General features: G+C 34.2%; 18 protein-coding genes and 1 pseudogene. 9 read left to right on the top strand and 10 right to left on the bottom strand.

The features are described 5' to 3' along the window. Nucleotides 1-6: 6 nt before the first annotated feature. Complete coding sequence (locus tag D1866_RS09925) at nt 7-1,140, bottom strand: MFS transporter (RefSeq protein WP_152939530.1); 1,134 nt, start codon at nt 1,138-1,140, stop codon at nt 7-9. A 247-nt stretch (nt 1,141-1,387) separates the two neighbouring features. On the opposite strand from D1866_RS09925, the gene D1866_RS09920 reads away from it, so the two are divergent. Further along, entirely contained in the window at nt 1,388-2,560 is a 1,173-nt protein-coding gene (locus tag D1866_RS09920; RefSeq protein ID WP_155861146.1) for a hypothetical protein, read from the top strand. A 117-nt stretch (nt 2,561-2,677) separates the two neighbouring features. On the opposite strand, the gene proC is transcribed toward D1866_RS09920, so the two are convergent. Then, complete coding sequence (gene proC / locus D1866_RS09915) at nt 2,678-3,460, bottom strand: pyrroline-5-carboxylate reductase (protein WP_152939527.1); 783 nt, start codon at nt 3,458-3,460, stop codon at nt 2,678-2,680. Between the two features lie 67 nt (nt 3,461-3,527). Here proC and D1866_RS13785 point away from each other — a divergent pair, with 67 nt between their 5' ends. The 3 genes from D1866_RS13785 to D1866_RS09905 are packed head-to-tail and all read left to right on the top strand — an operon-like array spanning nt 3,528 to nt 5,754. Next, nucleotides 3,528-3,710 (top strand): PaREP1 family protein, encoded by a 183-nt coding sequence (locus D1866_RS13785; protein ID WP_338025384.1) that lies wholly within the window; start codon nt 3,528-3,530, stop codon nt 3,708-3,710. A 12-nt stretch (nt 3,711-3,722) separates the two neighbouring features. Continuing rightward, nucleotides 3,723-3,902, top strand: coding sequence for a PaREP1 family protein (locus tag D1866_RS13780; RefSeq protein WP_338025383.1), 180 nt, complete (start codon nt 3,723-3,725; stop codon nt 3,900-3,902). A 31-nt stretch (nt 3,903-3,933) separates the two neighbouring features. Continuing rightward, nucleotides 3,934-5,754 (top strand): ATP-binding protein, encoded by a 1,821-nt coding sequence (locus D1866_RS09905; protein WP_152939525.1) that lies wholly within the window; start codon nt 3,934-3,936, stop codon nt 5,752-5,754. On the opposite strand, the gene D1866_RS09900 is transcribed toward D1866_RS09905, so the two are convergent. After that, nucleotides 5,699-6,937, bottom strand: a complete 1,239-nt coding sequence (locus D1866_RS09900) for a DNA double-strand break repair nuclease NurA (RefSeq protein ID WP_196773426.1) — start codon at nt 6,935-6,937, stop codon at nt 5,699-5,701. The genes D1866_RS09905 and D1866_RS09900 overlap by 56 nt on opposite strands. Before the next feature lie 119 nt (nt 6,938-7,056). On the opposite strand from D1866_RS09900, the gene D1866_RS09895 reads away from it, so the two are divergent. Continuing rightward, nucleotides 7,057-7,722 (top strand): DUF72 domain-containing protein, encoded by a 666-nt coding sequence (locus D1866_RS09895; RefSeq protein WP_152939523.1) that lies wholly within the window; start codon nt 7,057-7,059, stop codon nt 7,720-7,722. Nucleotides 7,723-8,204: 482 nt separating this feature from the next. Here the strand turns inward: D1866_RS09895 and D1866_RS09890 are convergent, their stop codons facing one another. Further along, nucleotides 8,205-9,101 carry a hypothetical protein gene (locus tag D1866_RS09890; RefSeq protein WP_152939521.1) on the bottom strand — a complete coding sequence of 299 codons (897 nt, stop codon included), beginning with the start codon at nt 9,099-9,101 and terminating at the stop codon, nt 8,205-8,207. Nucleotides 9,102-9,392: 291 nt separating this feature from the next. On the opposite strand from D1866_RS09890, the gene D1866_RS09885 reads away from it, so the two are divergent. Then, entirely contained in the window at nt 9,393-11,054 is a 1,662-nt protein-coding gene (locus D1866_RS09885) for an APC family permease (RefSeq protein ID WP_170254109.1), read from the top strand. On the opposite strand, the gene D1866_RS13845 is transcribed toward D1866_RS09885, so the two are convergent. Next, nucleotides 10,971-11,252 carry an SWIM zinc finger family protein gene (locus D1866_RS13845; protein WP_420809224.1) on the bottom strand — a complete coding sequence of 94 codons (282 nt, stop codon included), beginning with the start codon at nt 11,250-11,252 and terminating at the stop codon, nt 10,971-10,973. The two genes, D1866_RS09885 and D1866_RS13845, sit on opposite strands and share 84 nt — an antisense overlap. A 48-nt stretch (nt 11,253-11,300) precedes the next feature. Continuing rightward, nucleotides 11,301-11,858, bottom strand: coding sequence for a hypothetical protein (locus tag D1866_RS09880; protein WP_152939517.1), 558 nt, complete (start codon nt 11,856-11,858; stop codon nt 11,301-11,303). A gap of 76 nt (nt 11,859-11,934) precedes the next feature. Here D1866_RS09880 and D1866_RS09875 point away from each other — a divergent pair, with 76 nt between their 5' ends. Continuing rightward, nucleotides 11,935-13,224 carry an ATP-binding protein gene (locus D1866_RS09875; protein WP_152939515.1) on the top strand — a complete coding sequence of 430 codons (1,290 nt, stop codon included), beginning with the start codon at nt 11,935-11,937 and terminating at the stop codon, nt 13,222-13,224. 248 nt (nt 13,225-13,472) lie between these two features. Here D1866_RS09875 and sepP read toward each other — a convergent pair whose 3' ends face one another. From sepP to D1866_RS09860, 3 genes and pseudogenes are all read right to left on the bottom strand, one after another. Then, the gene (gene sepP, locus D1866_RS09870; protein WP_152939513.1) at nt 13,473-14,081 is read right to left on the bottom strand and encodes an undecaprenyl-diphosphatase SepP; all 609 of its coding nucleotides are present in this window, start codon (nt 14,079-14,081) and stop codon (nt 13,473-13,475) included. Between the two features lie 128 nt (nt 14,082-14,209). After that, a pseudogene (locus D1866_RS09865) lies at nt 14,210-15,424 on the bottom strand (MFS transporter); the annotation flags it as partial. 289 nt (nt 15,425-15,713) lie between these two features. Continuing rightward, nucleotides 15,714-15,899: a hypothetical protein gene (locus D1866_RS09860; protein WP_231136315.1), complete on the bottom strand. Its 186-nt coding sequence runs from the start codon at nt 15,897-15,899 to the stop codon at nt 15,714-15,716. Nucleotides 15,900-16,148: 249 nt separating this feature from the next. Between D1866_RS09860 and D1866_RS09855 the strand changes: the two genes are divergently transcribed. Together D1866_RS09855 and D1866_RS09850 are read left to right on the top strand one after the other, a co-directional pair. Then, nucleotides 16,149-17,078 carry a dipeptidase gene (locus D1866_RS09855; RefSeq protein ID WP_152939511.1) on the top strand — a complete coding sequence of 310 codons (930 nt, stop codon included), beginning with the start codon at nt 16,149-16,151 and terminating at the stop codon, nt 17,076-17,078. A 30-nt stretch (nt 17,079-17,108) separates the two neighbouring features. After that, nucleotides 17,109-17,417 (top strand): hypothetical protein, encoded by a 309-nt coding sequence (locus D1866_RS09850; RefSeq protein WP_152939509.1) that lies wholly within the window; start codon nt 17,109-17,111, stop codon nt 17,415-17,417. Here the strand turns inward: D1866_RS09850 and D1866_RS09845 are convergent. Continuing rightward, a complete protein-coding gene (locus D1866_RS09845; RefSeq protein ID WP_152939507.1) occupies nt 17,414-18,739 on the bottom strand; it encodes an aminotransferase family protein in 1,326 nt (441 codons plus the stop codon). The two genes, D1866_RS09850 and D1866_RS09845, sit on opposite strands and share 4 nt — an antisense overlap. Nucleotides 18,740-18,751 lie beyond the last annotated feature (12 nt).

Here is an 18,751-nt window from a genome sequence, read left to right as displayed (position 1 = left end):
TTAAAGTCATATTTTCATTTTCCATGTATCACTCTTTGTATAAGCTAAGGCAACTCCAGCTATTGTAATAACTCCTATAATAGGCACGGCAAAAAACTCAGTAGCATATAAAGTTCCGGCAAGGCTTCCATATCCAAGCCTAAAGCCTGCAGTAATGAATTCGTCTATTCCTAGAACGCTGGCCATTAATTCTTGCCTCGCCATCCTCATCGCTTTTATCCAGATTATTTCAGTTAAAGAGTCTCCAATTCCTACGCTTCCAGTACTTAAGCCTATTAACCAAGGATTCTTTAATGCCAACACTATAAATACAAGGAAATACATGGCAAAACTCGTTACGACTAATTTTGTTACATTGTTAAATTTTGTCATCATCCAAGGTCCTATGAGCCAGGATAAGTAAAACCCTAGTTGTGCTAGAGTGTATTGAATTGTGTTACCGTGAAGTATTTGAATTATGGCAGCAGAATACAAATAAACCATTCCTAAAGCCCCTTGGCTAATTGCAGTAGTCATTGATATAAAGAAAATTTCCTTTCTTCTGTATTCTTTTAATGCTTCTCTAAACTTAACCTTTTTACCTCCTTTGCCTCCTAGAGGCAATGTAGAAATTAGTTCAAAACCTATTGTTGCTAAAATTATTCCCGGGATAACTGTCCACCCGCTGTAAAATGCATAAAGCAAAGGCCAAATTACTATTGATAATATAGTTGAGCTCTCCTTAACTGCTCTATTATAAAACATTACCTTCTTCATTTTATCTTCTGGTAAATTTTGAATGAAACTAGGTGTTATCGTATTAGTAGTTACTATCGTAAGACCGGTTCTAACAACGTATAAAATTACTGCAAGGACAGGGTTAAACGATATTATTATGAAATATACTATAAAAATTGGTAAAATTCTGTGTATAGTTCCAGAAATTACGAATAATTTCTTCCTATCATATTTATCTGCTATATATCCAGTAAAACTAGAGAGCAATAAAGTACCTATAGGCTTTGCAGAGGCTACGGGGATATAAAGTACTGGATTCTTTAATGCTAAGTAAAGAATCCATAATAGTGTCATGTCTATTAAATTTAAACCGAAAGCTGAGAATCCATTATTTATTATAAAAATCTTATTAAATCTATCCACAAGAAGACAAAACTCGAGGTTTTTTATAAGGAATCTTGCGAAATTGCAGAAAATTGTTTAATTATGCTAGGCATAAATTTTACAGTTAACTATTCATGGACAAAGTTTACTTTACATGTTCAAAATATTTTACCGTAAATTTTGCTGTATTATAGACTCCCATAAATAAGAATAAAAACGGAGTATCAGAAAAGGGTCTGCCTTTTTGCACTAAAAATATTTTTAAGATTTTCTACTAGGTAATACTGTGATAGAGGAAAAACTAAAGGAAGTTTACGGCATAGATAAATATGGTAAAAACGTTCCAGAATGGGCTGAGAAGATAAAATATGAATTTGTGGACGAAGTAATGCAGGATAAACTAAGAGAAGCTAAAATTTGGATAAATGAACTGTACAAAGTCTTTGAAGAATTACAGGAGAGGCTAAAAGTAAAGGGAATGTTGTTCAGCAGGGAAATGAAGAGCTTCCTAGACGATCCTAGAAGGCATTTAGTCAAGAAGCTATTTATTTATTACCACGATTTAATTAGAGGAAAACTTTCGGTAGAGGATTTTATAGTAAAAGGGAAACAAGCTATAGTCAGTTCTTTCAATTCTAACATGAGGTCTATATATCAATCGTGGGGCTTGGCTTCAATAGTTCTACTTCTGGCAGAAAAAGGTAATTACGAATTAATTTATCCAGAGCACGGATATTTGGACTTTGATAGGAGTGGAAAGCAGAAATCAGGAACAATTCCTCCTAATATAGTTGTAGGTAATGTCGTGACGTCTTTTAGTTTCTTTCTTGAAGCTCCTAGGCCAATAACCTGGGAAGACGGAGGAGATCTAGAGAAAGTATGGAAATTCTATTCATTGGTTAGGCCTGATATGTTAATATATGAAGGAACTGAAATAAATATAGTAGACCCTCAAGGAGATATTCCTATTAAGAGACCGGACTACATTGTTGAGTACAAGGAATTACCTAATTGGTGGAAGAGGTGGAGATATTTAAAGGACTATAAGCCTCTTGACGGTAATGAATGGAGAGCAAGATGGTTGAAAGGCCTTTATGAAGGGTTTGCAGAAATATTGGGAGTTGAGGCAAAGGACTTGCCTTCATTCTCTGAGGGTAAATCTAAGAGGATAAAGGAATATAAGGTAATAGAGCTTTATGAAGCTATATATAAGCCTAGAAAAGGAGGAGTAGTAATAAGTAGAGTTCCAGTAGAAGACGAAATAAAGAGGGAAATTATAAATGATAACGTTACTTTAATAGATGATGTCGGATTTAATCAGGGAAGATTAGAGATACTTATAGAGAAAATGACTAAAGGAATAAAGTCTACTTACGATTTAAAAGAACTAGCTTACAAATTTGCTATGAGTAGGAAAGAAGAATTTATTGAATGGATGAGGTCACAAGGATTATATTAAGTATTGTATTTCTGAAGTAGAAATCGAAATTAATATCTATGCCAAACTATTAAAATAATCACATTATCTTCCTCTTAACAGATTAATAATTCATTTCAATTTCATAAACATAAAATATTAACTCCTTAATTTTCTATCAATTTGGTCTCCAATTTCTGCAGACCTTTTATACGCAGCTTCAATCGTTTTTATCAAAGCGGATTTTATTCCCTCACTCTCCATTGTCATAAGTCCTCTTATTGTTGTACCTGCGGGAGTAGTAACTTGATCCCTTAATAAGGCAGGATGCTTACATTTCCTTAAGAGTTCTACAGTACCTTCTATCATATCTAGAATAGCGTTATAAGAAAGATCTCTTGGCATTCCGCATTCAACTGCTCCTAAAGAAAGCGCATCAATTATTTCAGCTATAAATGCGGGACCACTGCCTATTAAAGCAGTCCATGCGTCCATCAATTCCTCTGGAACCCAATAAACCTTACCTATTTGCAAAAAGATTTTCTCTACAGTTTCATCCCTTTCCTCTGCAAGTGCGGTAGTAGATTTTCCAATTATGGCGTTAATATTTGGCATCGCTCTATATACCTTACTTCCTTTTAGGAGTGAAGAAAGAGTTGAAATCCTTATCCCGGCCATTACTGATACAACTTTCTTACCTTCCCAGCTTTTTACCGATTTTAATACTGAAGGAAAGTGTTGTGGTTTTACGCTAAGTATAATATAATCAGAAGAGGAAACTGCATAATTATTATCTGTAGTAGCTTCAACTCCTATTGATTTAATTTTTTCTAACGTGGAGTTACTCCTTCCAGTGGCTATTAACTCGACGTTACTCATTTTATTAAGTGCTGATAATATTGTAAAGCCTATTTTTCCTGCACCTATTATAGCAATTCTCATAAATGGATAAGCGAAAACGCTCAATTTAAGCGTAATTAATTTTTACCTTCAGTTCTAATTATAACTGATGATAAGAGTTTTAACAGTTCCAGACGTGCTAGTGCTTGATGCGGATGAGCTTCTTTCTAGGGGCAACGTTGTTCAAGCTAGTGAGAAGTATTATAAGGCTGTTGAGGAAGGGATAAAACTCCTAGTAATAAAAAAGGGATTAAATTGTATTATAAATGAAGTAATAAGAAAACGTGGTTAGAAGAGTGAAATATTGTATAAAGCGTCTAGAAGACTTTCAACCATTTTGTGTGAGAACATTTTGAAATGTTGGAGGGATGCATATTATTTTCATACGTTAGGCTTTCATGAGATGGTATTAAATGTTGAAAAGATGAAAGCTAAGCTCAAGGATTTCAAATACGAGTTAGAATACTTGTTATCGCAGATTTAAAACTTATAATTTAACAATCAATAAAAATTTTATGGAAGAGAGAAATTTAGACGAAGAAGGTATTATCAAAGAATTAGAGAATAAACTAAATAATGCCGAGGAAGATGCAAAAAGGAACGGAAAGTTAATAGGCAGAGTTACAAGGTATAGGACTGTTAGGTTAGAGGAAGAGGAGTTAATTGGCGTCGATATATCATTTGAAGATTACATGAGAAGTAACGTAAGTAGAGGCCAATATTTAGCTATAAGAACCATCCTTCGTCCAGTAATTATAGTAGGTCAAGTAGTTTCAATTTCACGTTCCGATGTTTTAGCGGAGATGGGCATAAGGGAAGTTACTTCTAGAAAGGATCCTGCATCAATAATTACTGATACCTTTTTAGGTATATATCCGATATCCGAATTTGATGAAGAGAAAAACATAGTTAGGCCAGCAGTTACTCCTATAGATCCTCAGAGCCCTGTTTTCATACCTAATCCATCACTTCTGGAGAAAGTTCTAAGAATCCCAGAAGAAGGAATAACAATAGGTAAAATATTCTCAGGCGGTGAAGAAATTGAAGCAAAGGTAAGGCTAGATGAGGAAGCTTTAGTTCATCATACTCTAGTTTTAGGAACTACCGGATCTGGAAAAACAACGCTCTTAAAGTCCATCCTCTATAGAAAAGATTTAGATAAGCAAACTATAGTCTTTGATAGGCAAGGAGATTTTGTAAATTTCTTGATCTCCAAGAGAGAAAAATTTACCGTATTAATGCCAGTAACTTCAAAGATGGGCAATTCAGCAAAGGACTTTCTAGATACATTCGCCTCAACATATGGATGCAAAGTACTAGAGTATGAAAGCGGAGCATTAATTTGTAACGATACCGAAGTCGACGTAATACCTTATTCAATAAACTTCTTTGATAACATTAAGAACTTCCATAAATTGACACCGTATTTTACTCCAAAGGCTTCAATGTATTGGGAATCTTTAGTTGACAAAACTCTTGAATTACTAAAGATCACTTTACACGAGATTTTTAACGTCTATATTAACGATAACATTCTTGATGAAATTTTAAGGGATAAGGTAACTCCTGCCTCTCTAGCAGAGGAAGGTAATAGAATAAGTATTTCGCCTACCTTACTTGATGAGTTGAATTTAAGACCAAAAAGTCAGAATATCTCAAAATCTTTTGTCTCATTTTCTCAGGGAAATCTAACAATATCCTTGAGCAAAGCATTTCAGGAGGCAATGAAGGCTTTAGATATAGCTACATCTACTAAGGAGGCAATAATTAGGACTTTAAAAGCCTACGACGGTTACGGTATTTTTACAGTAAAAGGTACAGTGGACTTTGATCCAGAAAAGGCTTTCAAATTAAACGATAAGATAATAGTTGACTTAAGCTTCGTAATGAACTATTCTGCATCCATAGAGGCAGTAGCTACTATAGCTTATAAAATCCTTGAGGAACTATTTAACTGGAAAACAGAGCTTTACAGCAAAAGGAGTTTGGAAAATAAGTTAACCTTAATAATAATGGATGAAGCCCACGAATACTTCCCTCAAGGAAGTAGTGAAGCTGTTGCTAAGGATATAATTGAGGAGTTAATAAATAAAATAATGAGGCTAGGTAGAGTGAGGAGAATTGGAGTAATTTTAGCTACTCATATGCCGGACGATCTTAATCCTCTCGTGCTTCAACTAACAAATACTAAGATAGTTATGAGGAACGACATAAACGTTATTAAAAAGATGGGAATGGAAAATTACGAGGACTTCCTGCTTCACGCTACTCCAGGATTAGCTATAATAAATTCGTTAAATTTTGCTGGGATACCGATAAAAACTCTGATACCGTAGTATCGTAAGCCAATTTATCATCGTGAATTATACTTAAATATGATGATGCGATTTCGTAGGCTGTAATAAACAATCCTGCAGAAATCCTTTTTGCCCTATTGTCTACAAGTTCGATAAATGTGGGAATAAGTCTATCAGAAAGGCGAGAAAGAGCAGTTCTCATTCCCTTTTCCAGAAAGCTCTCGTCAAGTCCTTCTATTCTGAAGTAAGTTGTTGGTACATAAGGTTTCCTTAAAATTATGTAATATGCATACTTTGCGGGCACATTGCTTAAGTAAGTTGAGTTACCATCGCCTTTACAACAATTTTTTGGTCCTTCTACATGCAGGTTGTAGTCTATTTTGAAAGGCCCAATTATACAAGCATAAGAATGCCTTCCAGATTTTCTGCAGAATTCATAATCTATCAATTCGAGAATTGTAGGATCTTTAAGTCCCCTTATGTTCTTTCCACGTTTCTTAAACTCCTCCGTGATCTGGTTATCCTTCCAAAGCTTTCCGGAATTTTCCAACCTTTTAACTACTCCAATAACATTTCCTTTTAGTAAGGAAATTCTCTTATTAACCAATGATGCGTAAGCTAATTGATGACATAATCTAGAAGGGCTACTTAAATCTAATTCTTCGGTTAATTCAAGTGGGGTAGGATATATAGGCCCATCCAAGATTACCAAATCGTGATTATTAACAACTTCGCTAAGTCCAATGTTTTCAGCCTCAGTCCTCATTTCATCTGCTACATCATCTAATTTGTAATTTTCATCAAGGGGATAATTTATTTCGTTTTTCACTTTTATAAATTTCATTTCAGCTGAAATTTTATCTAATATCTTCCTATAAGTATTTACTCCAATATAAGGGATTTCCTTAACCAATGGAAAGTCAATAAATCCTTTCCTATTACTGTATATTGACATTCCTAAAATAACTAAGTTAACGCTTATGTCTCTTAAGTATCTTGTTGATGAGTCTAAAGACGCAATACTTTCGAATTCTTGGTTGAAATTTAATGGCTCAACTACTGGTTTAAAATCGTTAAGTAATTCAATTTCTATCTTGTTTTCGCCTTCCTTTTCTTCTTCTGTAACCTCGTGAGAAATTACATAATCCTCTGGTAAGTACTTCTTAGCCTCAGAGAGTTGTACAATCATTTTCTGTAGCTCACTTTTTATTTTCCAATTCACATGAATTTTTGGTACACAGAAATTTTATCTTTTGTGATGAAACCGCCAGTGCCTGAAGAGTGATGAACGCCCGATTGCCTGACTATACTCTGATATACTCCTTATAATGAATTATATTTATGGAAATATACGTAGGAACTTCAGGCTGGATGTACGACTGGAATCCTAAGAAGAACTTATCTTGGTACGTTGAAAATTCTGGGTTCAATGCGGTAGAGCTTAATGCAAGCTTCTATCGTTTTCCTACTAAGAAGCAAGTAGAATCTTGGAAGAAATATAAAATTAGATGGGCAGTAAAGGTTAATAGAATCATAACTCACGTTAAAAGGCTAAAAGACATTGAGATTTGGAAAAAATTTGAGGAAATATTTCATGATTTGAACCCAGACTTTTACCTTTTTCAGTTACCCCCAAATTTCAAATATTCAGAAGATAATCTGAGGAGAGTCAGAGAGTTTGAAAAGGAAGTTGGAAAGAAAATGGCTGTAGAATTCAGAGACGTGAGTTGGTTTAATAAAGATATAAAGTTAAAGGAAGCGACCATTGTTTCAATAGATTCTCCAATAGGCGTTTACATTATAAATAATTCAGGCACAGTGTATCTAAGAATGCATGGAAGGGATAATTGGTATTTTTACGATTATAGTGAAGAGGAATTAAGGGAAGATGCTAAGAGAGTAATTTCATTGAACCCGGAAAAGCTTTACGTATTCTTTAATAATGATCTTTGGATGTTAGATAATGGGAGAAAAATGTTGAAGATTCTCCATGAGTTGTCTATATAAAATTAACTATAGTTAACTTTTACTTTTTAAAAACGATAAATCTTAAACAAAAACAAAGGTATAATCATTAAGAATTAAATAATGATAAATTCTTTCGATAAAATAAAGAGACGAAGATGAATAGTTTTAATGAATTATGTGAGTGAGATAGTTAAGTGAGAAAAGTAACAAGAAATAATGATGAATAGTTCAAAAAGTACATTAAAAGTTAAGGAATGGTCTTTTAGTGAAAAAATAGATAAGGTGATGAGCCTTGTACTAGGCTAGAGTAAAAGGGAAGTATTTTATTGCATATTAATTTAATTCTTATGGTGTATGTGATTAATTCCTTCAAATAGAAATTCTTCTTTATAAAATATAAAAGAAATTATGTTTAGTATATCTATTAGAAAATTTAAAATGTACTATTAGTATGCTATATTTATATCTAAAAATTCTTTATTGTCATCTAATATTATAAACCTGGAAGTATTTATTGCATGTTAAATTTTCTTAACTTGTGCAGCCTTATTTTCCTCTACCTTCTTTTTAACTTCTCTATACGCTTGAATTATGCTTGCTATACCTATTGTGCCTACCGTACCTACCACCAGTAGAAAGCCTATATTTATAGCATCAAGGTTGGGTATAGGATTTCCAGTAGGAATTGCCCAACAGTCTATTATTGGTATAGCTATTATTAGCAAACCAACTATTGAGAATACGATTCCACCATAATATAGCACTCTGCCTGCAGTTTTTATTCCTATATATCTTACATCTTCTTCGCTTAACCCCTTAAACTTTATTATATTTCCAAATATTGCGCCTAATATTATTTGCATCGTCATAGTTCCTAGTCCGAACATTGCTCCGGGTAGTGGTGCAAATATTAATCCTGGAACTTGCGGAGCTAAGAAGAAAGTTATTATAGTAGCATAAGCTCCAAATCCAAAGCCTGCGATAAGTCCGTGTACTATTGTCATCTTTAATGGTACATCACGTAAATTTTCTCCTTCCCTTCTCTTATGTATTAATTCGTCAAACGGAAGGTGAACATATTTTCCCTTTAATATATATGAACCAGCTATTGCCATTACAATACCTACTACAAAGTATACTGGTCCGTCTAAGTTGTATTCCTTATAAATAGCAGCAAGCCCTAGAAATCCTAAAGTAGTTAGGAAAGCTCTTTGGATAGTGAACCCTAAAGAGAATAGGAATCCAGCTTTCATTCCTCCTTTAGTTGAATATTTACCTACTGCATAAGAGAACGTTATAGGCCAAGTGTGCTCATCTGGAGTTATTCCGTGGAGTAAACCGAGTATGTATGAAAAAATAAGTATTTCACTGAGCGTTAAACCTTGTGGAGGGTTTAACAACGTTTGTATACTTATCATGCTCTCTAAGTTTTAGGGTACCCCTTAAATTTATAAAATTTTCTAGAAATATAGTTTTTACCAAGATACCTAGTGTAATTGAGCATCAATTAAGATAAAAATAGGAGTATTTTGCAAATTTTTCCATTTTAATTTTCTCACAGAATAGTAATTAAGCTAATGCTATTCGAATCTGGAACGTCGACTTATAAAGTTCATACAAATCTTGTATCATTTAATCTAACGGCGTTATAAAATAAAACCAAATGTAAAGTTTAAACTTTTAAGCTGATTACTTATGCATGCTTAATTGTGTCTCTTAGAAAAGTCCTTACAAAAAGAGAATTAACTTTCCTTTCCTTAGGTGGAATTATAGGTTCAGGTTGGTTATTTTCACCATTAGCTGCAGCAGCGTATGCTGGTCCTCTTTCAATAGTATCCTGGATAATAGGAGGTTTAATGATGATAGTAATAGCATTAGCATATGCAGAAATTTCTTCAGCTTTTCCAGAATCTGGAGGAATCATTAGATATCCTCATTACACCCACGGTTCAACACTTGGATTTATAATGGCCTGGAGTTACATAATTTCCGCAATATCTACTGTGGCAATAGAGGCAGTGGCTACTACAACCTACATTTCACACTTTTTCCCATCTTTATACTCTGGAAACCAACTTACTACTGAGGGAATAATGTTAACTTACGTCCTCTTAGTAATCTTTTTCCTTATTAATTATTATGGGGTTAAATTCCTGGGCAGAGTAAGTCACGGCATAGGTTGGTGGAAGATTATAATACCTACCACAACTGCCGTTCTACTCTTAGCGTATTTTAATCCTGCAAACGTAGTTTTCGGTAAAACAGCATGTTATCAAGGGTTAAATGGTATGCTTTATGCTATTCCTGCATCCGGAATAGTTTTCTCATACTTAGGATTTAGGCAAGCAATAGAATACGGTGGTGAAGGAAAGAATCCTCAGAAAGATATTCCGTTTGCGGTGATTTCATCCTTATTAATTTCCATGAGCATTTTCGTTGCTCTACAGTTAGGATTCCTAGGAGTAGTTAAGACTAATGGCAATTGGGCTGGACTTTTAAATTCCCCATTAGCTAACGCTCCGTTAATTTCTGTAATAGACATGCTACCGGTGGTTTTCTCATTTTGGGTAGGAATATTATTGTTTGATGCAATAATTTCTCCTGTAGGTACTGGAATAATATATCTAGGCACTACTGCTAGAAGTATTTATGCCTCAGCAAAGAATGGTTATTTTCCTAAGTTGCTAACTAGGATAAACGATAGAGGAATCCCTCTCCTTGCTCTTGTTGTATCATTAATATCATCTGCGTTATTCCTCTTGCCAATTCCTTCTTGGTATCAAATAGTTGGAATATCTTCCTCTGCAACAGTGCTTACGTATATAATGGGAGGAATAGGAGTAGAAAGCATGAGAAAAATTGCTCCTGATGTTAAGAGGACATACGTTTTAAGTTACATAAAGGTATTAGCGCCATTAGCAACAATATTTGCAGGATTACTAGTTTATTGGTCTGGATTCTCAACATTATTTTATATAGTTACGTTAGTAATCCTAGGATTATCTTTATATAGAAGAGGATTGCAAGGCATAATAAGCGGTATTATAGCATTATTAAACTCTTATGCACTTTACGTAGAGACTTCGGCATTAACTTCGCCAAGTTGGTACTTTATTCCGTTCATTATAATAGATACTGCGATAATATCATACTTGATTCTAACTTCAGCAGAAGGCAAGTTCTCTGCTTGGGCAATACCATTACTTTCTGGGACTTTAATATTATCATACATTAGTCCATTCGGCCTTTACGATCTAATGCCATTTCCTTATGATATAATAGTTGCGTCAGTTTTCTTCTTCATTATCCATAAGATCGCTGTCAGATCCTCTCTCCCAGCGCTGAAGATAGAGTCCTCTATAAATTCTTAGCTTTTTCATTGAGAGCTCTAAGTGTTTACAATATCCCCTTAGCGCAAAACCTTTACAACTACATGAAGCTCTAATTTTTTCTTTTCCTACTTCTATCTTAACTATGTAAGATTCGAACGGGCTTTCCTCACTATCAACTACAAAAATATACACATCCTTACTTTTCTCATGTCTTTCAGTTACTGCATAACTATACATATAAGGAAGGAAAATTTTAAAAAAGAAAAGGAGTAGGCTGAAAGTTTTCTATCTTCTAATTATGGGTTCTCTTAATCTAGGCTTTATTAACTCTATTAACCTAAGTCGTTTTTCTCTGCTTACGTTTTGTATAGCACCTTGAGTGGATATTACGCAGTCGTGCTCTCTCATTTCTTGGAAAGTTATACAATTTTTTAGTAAATAATATATTTCTCTAATTAAGAAATCTGTACCCTTTTTAGCCTTTATAGGAAATTTTTCTGTAGAAATCTTTTCATATTCTCCAAACCACCAAATTTCCTTAAAGACTATCCTTAAAGGCCTTAGATTCTTATCCTCAAAGTAAGCTTCCTCGTCAATGCCTATTTTCTTTTCTCCAACAACTCCGACACCTATGATTCCGGTAGGAAGAAAATCTGCTGATATATACTCTGGCTTCATTGAGTGGAAAATAAATATATCTCCGGGCTGAATTTTATCCAATTCTCTTTTTAATCTTTCCTTCTCTCTGAAACCCCACTCCATTGAAGTGAAAGTTTTTAGCCAATCCTCAGGAGGTCCAGTCAATTTCTTAAAGCCTTTTTTCCGCATTTCCTCGAGTATCATAGAAAGCCCTAAAATGATAAAGTAAAAGAACTTTTCTTTCTTGGGACTTTTATTAAATATAGCAAGGAATGGGATAATGACGTTTTCTTATGCAGAAATATTTAGCGATAAGGAGAGATTTATTCCAGAGTTACTTTATGGTAGACAGAATGATCTTAAGAAACTCGTAAATCTTGTTTCTAAACAAGATCTCACTCTTTTCTTTATTAAGGGGCCTAGAAGGAGCGGGAAATCTAGCTTACTACTCACTTTACTAAAGATTTTAAGTAATGGGGAATACAAGGAAAAATTTGGAGTCAAAGACTATTGGATTCCGATAATGGTAAAGCTGGACGCTGTAAGTAGTCCTATTTCATTATCAAATCTGTTGTTAAGAAGAGGAATAACTAATTATACTCTAAAAAAGTTGAATGTGAGGAAAATCCCTACTTATGCTAAAGCTTTTAGCGAAAAAATAGAGGAACAATTATCTACTGCCAAATCACTAGGCGGTGGAGTCAACTTAGGTAGTGTAGGTGCATCTTTTAATAAAGGAAAAAGTTTTGCATTTCCATTCTCCTTAGATCTATCCTTAGTTGCGGATATCTTATATGAGGCCTCAGAGAACTCTAAGATAATCATCATGTTTGATGAACTGCAATATGTGTATGAGAATTGGAAAGGTGATAGGTCACTTTTCTTACAATTTCTGAAAAAGATTTCTGACGAGTATTATGATAAAATAAAGGTAGTTATGACGGGGTCAATAATTAGACCTGCAGAGTTATTATTAAGTAAGGACTATACAGAAGAGCTCCACGGTAGGCATATAGAGGAATATGATATAAGAGAAATATCATTTGAGGATGCAGAGAAAATGCTTATAGATGGTTTTAATTCTGCTAAAATAAGTTACGACGATTATATAATTTCGTCTGCACTTAATTTAACTTTTAGAATTCCTGGATGGTTGGCTTATTTTGGAAAATATTATGTTGAAACTAAAAAATTCGATAATGCAATTAGTAAGAGCTATGAAGAGATGGGATCCCAAATTAAAGAGGAAGTTAGGAAGTTAAAGAAAATAAAAAAGAAGGAGTATTATGATAAGGCAATAGACGTCTTAGTTAAGAAAGGAAAATTATCTCCTACCGAACTTTCTAAAGAGCTTAATATTAGTACTCATGAAGCAGAAATTATATTAAATAATCTAAATTATATCGATTTTATTGATGAAAAGGGAGAATTATCTGACTATACAGTAATTTCTCTAAAAAGAGATTTTAAGGAAATGCAATGCCCAGTCTGTAACAAAGGTAAGGCCTTGATAGTAGAAGGTTTGCATTATTTTGTGCAATTTTCTTGTAAACATATTGTTAAACTGTAACTTTTTAACGTAGTTCTTTAAGGGCTTTAAGTATCAAAAGAATTTAACTGCGTAAAATACACTCGATAAAAAACTAGAATTTTAGTTTTCCTATAATTATCTTATTCTAATGAATCTCTTTAACACGTTATGAGATCTTATAAACTTTTATTTCCATTTTTAACTATAACAGCTACTATTTCCTCGTTTTTATTCTTAGTCAATATCCGACTTCCCTTTTAATTGATACTTACATGTAAATAGGAATTTTAACAGACCTTGAATATTTTCTCTACAGGAGCTAGTAATCCCTTCCTTTCCTCTTCCACAGTAAAGTAAGCTATCCACAAGGCCAATAGCCAACCCCCTAATATATCAGCAGGCCAATGAACTCCGACGTAAACTCTAGAATATGAAACTAGCAATGCCTCTATTAAAAGAGGGATCCACAACCATTTTGGTGAAGACAACGCTAAAACTGCTGCTCCATCTCCTACAATTAATGCGTGGCCAGAAGGATAGCTATAATCGTGAGGTTTAGGTATTAGTAAATTTGAGTGAATAAAATAAAATGGTCTAGGTTCAGCCATTATGTATTTACTTACCTCACCTAGTATTATTGCTAAGATAAATGACGCAGCTAATGTTATTCCAGTTCTCCTAGTTTTTTTGAAGATTAAAAGTAACGCATTAAGAGGAATCCATACGTAGCATCTGCCGTATTTAGATAAATCAACCATGAAAGCATTTAGATAACTAACCTGATGATAATTAATAAGCTCAAAAAGGTAAACGTTTATTGGATTATCTTCGCCAAATATTTTTATTAAAATCGATAATAACACAAAAAATACGAGGAATAACCAATATTTACGCATAATGTATGGAGAGTTATATAGTTTATAAAGTTTATAGAAAGTATGAAGAAAAAGTAAGTAGCAAAAAGATTATTTGAAAAAGTGAAAACTAGAAAGAAAAAAGAGAGAGGAGAAGAAAGAAAAATACCTTATTCTCTTGCTATTTCCTTTTCCTCCTTTTGTAGGACTAATTCCCTTCCTTTCCTCAGTTGAGAAACTGGAGTTTCTCCAAACATTTTAACTACTTGCTCCAATGATAAGCCCTTAGTTTCCGGTAGCAAGAAGTAAACTATTGCTAAGGCTATCGCGTCTAATGCACTGAATATGAACATTGAACCTGCAAGTCCAACGCTAGATAGCATTACTGGGAAAACTTCAATTATTGCAAAATTAGCTAACCAATCTAGTAGAGCGATTATTGCAGCCATTCTCCCTCTCACAGCAGTCTTAAAGTATTCAGCTTGAATTAACCATCCAGTACCGCCAACTCCGTATGCGAAGAATATTATAAAACCAGCAAATGCGAATAGTGCACCTACCAGAATTCCGTTCATTACTAGTATTCCTCCAATGAGGTCTGAGGCAAACATTCCAATATAAGCGGAGATTGCTAATGTCCTTCTTCCTATGCGGTCTATGTATTTGAAAGCAATGTATGTTGCAGTAGTATTAATTACTGCTAAAATCGATGCAGCTAATACAGAATATATTTCGGAATAAACCGGGTTAGAGGTACTTCCAAACAAGTGCAATTGAAGAATTATAGCGGGACCGTAATAGAATGGTACATTTATTCCGGTAATTTGCTGGAATATTATCCATAAGGCTACAACTAGGAATGCCCTCTTGGTTGCAGTATCAAATTTCTGGCTTTCCTCATATCTAACTTCGCTAATTGCCCTATTAATTAAATCGTCGCTTACGATAACTCCGAACCTCCTCAGAGAAGCCTTTAATTTATCAACCTGGCCAGAAAGTAGTAACCATCTTGGAGATTCTGGCATCATGAACCTAAAGACTAAGCCTATTATTGCTGGAATTGCAGCTAATCCTAATATTAACCTCCAATCAACAGTATAAGCTAAACTGGGAGCTATGAAAAGTACTGTACTACCTACGAAATAGGAACCTAATATACCAATAGTTATCATCCATTGTTGTATTATTGCTAACGAACCTCTCTTATCCTTTGGAGCGTATTCTGTAATGTAAGCAGTTGCTACAGCTGAGTCTGCACCAATTGCTATTCCTATTATTGTTCTCATCACTAGTAACATTATTCCGTTAATTGTTAATGCGAAAAGTATTGCGGCAGCAGTATATATTGCGGCGTCCACAATCAGCAACGATTTCCTACCAAATCTATCAGTGTAGAAATAGGGGTCGGACTTTCATTGAGGTTTCATGAATTTGTATTCAACCTCTCGTCCTCATACCCCTTGTCCGGCTCCCCGTGCCGTCTACGGGAGCGGTAGTTAAACCACTCCCTTCGAGGACATGGAGAGCCTCATTGAACCCATCCTCCTCACATTGCTCCTCGAGTTCATTGTAGGGTTCTCTTCTACATGATAATATTAACTACAAAAATTATAAACTTTCGTTAAGGGATAGTTAGGAATGTTGAATGACAACAAATGACATAAATTTCACGGTTTATCTGAAACTATTGACAACGGCAATTATTGCACCTATTGCTGCACCTAAAGATGCACTTGCTATTTCATAACCGTAAACTAGCCCAGTAAAATGATAAGGCACGAAGACAGAAGCAATTGCAATAACCGAAGTATCATAGCCAAATAGGAAGCCTCCTATTGCCGCTAATATAGTTATTATCAAATAAAATTAATTCAATTTTCTTATATCTATCTGGTCCAATATTTGTTGGACTGCAGATTGGGACGCCATCAAGTATAATATAATGAGATACTCTTTTTTAAATTTTATTAAATAGTTTAAACTAGATAAAGTAAGCACATACAAGTATATTCATGTTTATACGAAATGATATTAATAAAACTCTTTCTAAAAAATGCCAATCTAAAAAGGAAGATTTTAATTTGGGAAGAGATACTATTATTGGTTCACATGTTTATAGACCTGCACGAGGATTTTGCTTATGCAAACCAAATGGGCAGGGACATAATTCACGGTAAAGATCAATCAAGTATCGAAATGCTAAAAAGCGTAGATAGTAACGTGATAATATTTTCATCAATTTTCCCTCATATTGACGTAATAAATGAGAGAAGTGCAGAATTATCATCAAAATATGGTTTTCCTATAAAGTCTTCAAATTTTTCATTTGATATTTTATTATCTCAATTAAAAGTTTACTATTATCTAGAAAGAGCAGGTTATGTAAGCATTGTGAGAAGTAAGGAAGATTTAAAGAAGCCTGGAATAAAGTTTTTGCTTTCCCTTGAAGGAACAGACGCTCTAAAGGAGTACGAAGATATTTATATTCTTAAAGAGCTTAACGTGTTTAATTTAGGTTTAACTTGGAATTATGATACAAAATTTGCTTCATCTTGCTTCTCTAAAAAGGACTACGGCTTAACAGCTGAAGGAGAAGAGTTGGTTAAACTAGCTAATAAACTAGGGATAATAATTGACTTAGCGCATGCAGGCAAGAGGACAGTGTTAGACGTATGCTCTATTACGTCTAAACCAGTAATAATTTCTCATGGTAATGCTAAGAGACTAAAAGATCATGAAAGAAATTACGATGACGAAGAGTTAGAATGCGTAGTAAAAACCGGAGGAGTAATAGGAATTACAGCAATTACCTCAACGTTACCTGAGAAGACCTTGAAGGGAATTATAGAAAATATAAAATACATAGGAGAATCTTTTGGTTGGGATTACGTTGCCATAGGCACTGATTTTCTGGGAATTTCGGAAGTTCCGCAAGGTTTTGAAAACGTGACTAAGATAAAGGAATTATTAATTGAAGATCATGAAGATCAAATACTTTGGAGGAACGCTTATAGAGTTATTGAAGAGAACCTTAGCTAGTTTTTTAATTTTCCTATGTAAATTCCTCCTATGCCTATTGAAGAACTTTCAAAAGTTTTAGAAGAAATAAGAAAGAAAGCTTATGATACAAAAGATGCAGTGTTAAAAGATACCACGAGATTTTACACAACTCTTCACAATACAATAAATTCAGAAATTGCAAAGGCTAAGAAAGAAGGTAAGAAAATAGACGATATTCAGAAAGAGTTTGAAGACTTACTAAATAAAATTGACGGATTAAAAGAAAAACAGAAGAATATGAGTATTAAAGACTTAAGGAATGCTTTAGTTAGTTATACGCAGAAAGCAGAGAAGCTTATAAAGAAAATAAAAGGTTAACTGGAGAATTTTTCGTCCAGATATTTTATTTTCTCATCTAATTTCTCTATTCCTTCATCAATTTCCTCCTTCTTTATGATTAAAGGTGGAGAAATAACTAGCCATGAAGGCCCGTTAAATACGTAAACACCTTCGTCTAGCAATTTCTTTGCTAGAATATCAACTTCAGTGACTCTTCCTTCGTACTTATCTTCATATGTGCCAAAAGGAGTCTGTTTTTCGTCCTTAACAAATTCTATAGCCCAAAATAACCCAACTCCTCTTACGTCGCCAATACTCTTATGCCTCTCCTTAAGTTCTTTTAATCTCTCGCCAAGGTAACTACCCATAGCCTTTACGTGAGCTAATAAATTCATTCTTTTATATTCTTCAATAACTGCGGGTATTGCCGATAACGATACAGGGTGGGCTTCAAAAGTATGACCATGTGCAAACATCTTATCCTCAAAAAAGTCTGCAATCTCCTTACTTACAGCAGTTATACCTATAGGTACGTAAGATGCTGAAGCTCCCTTTGCTGTAGTTAGAATATCCGGTTGAACTCCCCATAGGTTAACTGCAAACCATTCTCCAACTCTTCCCCAACCAGTCATCACTTCATCAGTTATTAAGAGTACGTCGTTTTCTCTCGTTATTTTCCTCAAAGTAGGTAAGTATTCTTTTGGAGGGACAATTACGCCGTTAGTTCCAGTTATTGGCTCTACTATAACTCCAGCAACATTTCCTTCATTTTTTATTACATAATCTACGTAATTAACGCAGGCAAGATTACATTCCGGGTATTTTAACTTGAAGGGACATCTATAGCAATAAGGCTCTGGGATTTTAACTACACCGGGAGCAACGTTGGGCTCGGCATACCATCTTCTATAATCTCCAGTTAAAGCTAACGAACCTAAAGTTGAACCGTGATATGATCTATACCTCGAGAGTATTTTATATGAAGGAGATTTGTAAAACCTAGCAATTTTTATTGCAGCCTCATTTGCTTCTGTTCCGGAGGTGGAAAAGAAAAACTTAGTTAAATTGCTCGGCATCACTTCCAGAAGGGATTTTACTGCTCTAGCTCTAACTTCTGTGGCAAATGCAGGCGAAATATATTGGAGGTTTTCCAGTTGATCTTCTATACTCTTTATTACCTCTTTATTTCCGTAGCCTAAATTTACATTAACTAACTGAGAAGAGAAGTCAAGGATCTTTTTACCGTTAGCGTAAAAATATACTCCTTCGGCTTTATCAACGTTTAAAGGATTCCAAGTTTTTTGAACTTTCCAAGTTCCGAAAGTATGTTCTTTAACCAATTTAACGAGATCTTCATCCATGCGATACTAGTA

The organism is Acidianus ambivalens (assembly GCF_009729015.1).
In the GTDB taxonomy this organism is placed as follows: domain Archaea; phylum Thermoproteota; class Thermoprotei_A; order Sulfolobales; family Sulfolobaceae; genus Acidianus; species Acidianus ambivalens.
Note: the sequence above shows the minus strand (reverse complement) of the source record. Positions and strands in the feature narration are given on the sequence as shown.

What these genes read in the sequence shown, in the direction of transcription:
- proC (WP_152939527.1), bottom strand. Translation starts at nt 3,460, where the DNA reads ATGAGAATTGCTATAATAGGTGCAGGAAAAATAGGCTTTACAATATTA.
- D1866_RS13785 (WP_338025384.1), top strand. Translation starts at nt 3,528, where the DNA reads ATGATAAGAGTTTTAACAGTTCCAGACGTGCTAGTGCTTGATGCGGAT.
- D1866_RS09905 (WP_152939525.1), top strand. Translation starts at nt 3,934, where the DNA reads ATGGAAGAGAGAAATTTAGACGAAGAAGGTATTATCAAAGAATTAGAG.
- D1866_RS09895 (WP_152939523.1), top strand. Translation starts at nt 7,057, where the DNA reads ATGGAAATATACGTAGGAACTTCAGGCTGGATGTACGACTGGAATCCT.
- D1866_RS09890 (WP_152939521.1), bottom strand. Translation starts at nt 9,101, where the DNA reads ATGATAAGTATACAAACGTTGTTAAACCCTCCACAAGGTTTAACGCTC.
- D1866_RS13845 (WP_420809224.1), bottom strand. Translation starts at nt 11,252, where the DNA reads ATGTATAGTTATGCAGTAACTGAAAGACATGAGAAAAGTAAGGATGTG.
- D1866_RS09880 (WP_152939517.1), bottom strand. Translation starts at nt 11,858, where the DNA reads ATGATACTCGAGGAAATGCGGAAAAAAGGCTTTAAGAAATTGACTGGA.
- D1866_RS09875 (WP_152939515.1), top strand. Translation starts at nt 11,935, where the DNA reads ATGACGTTTTCTTATGCAGAAATATTTAGCGATAAGGAGAGATTTATT.
- sepP (WP_152939513.1), bottom strand. Translation starts at nt 14,081, where the DNA reads ATGCGTAAATATTGGTTATTCCTCGTATTTTTTGTGTTATTATCGATT.
- D1866_RS09855 (WP_152939511.1), top strand. Translation starts at nt 16,149, where the DNA reads ATGTTTATAGACCTGCACGAGGATTTTGCTTATGCAAACCAAATGGGC.
- D1866_RS09850 (WP_152939509.1), top strand. Translation starts at nt 17,109, where the DNA reads ATGCCTATTGAAGAACTTTCAAAAGTTTTAGAAGAAATAAGAAAGAAA.
- D1866_RS09845 (WP_152939507.1), bottom strand. Translation starts at nt 18,739, where the DNA reads ATGGATGAAGATCTCGTTAAATTGGTTAAAGAACATACTTTCGGAACT.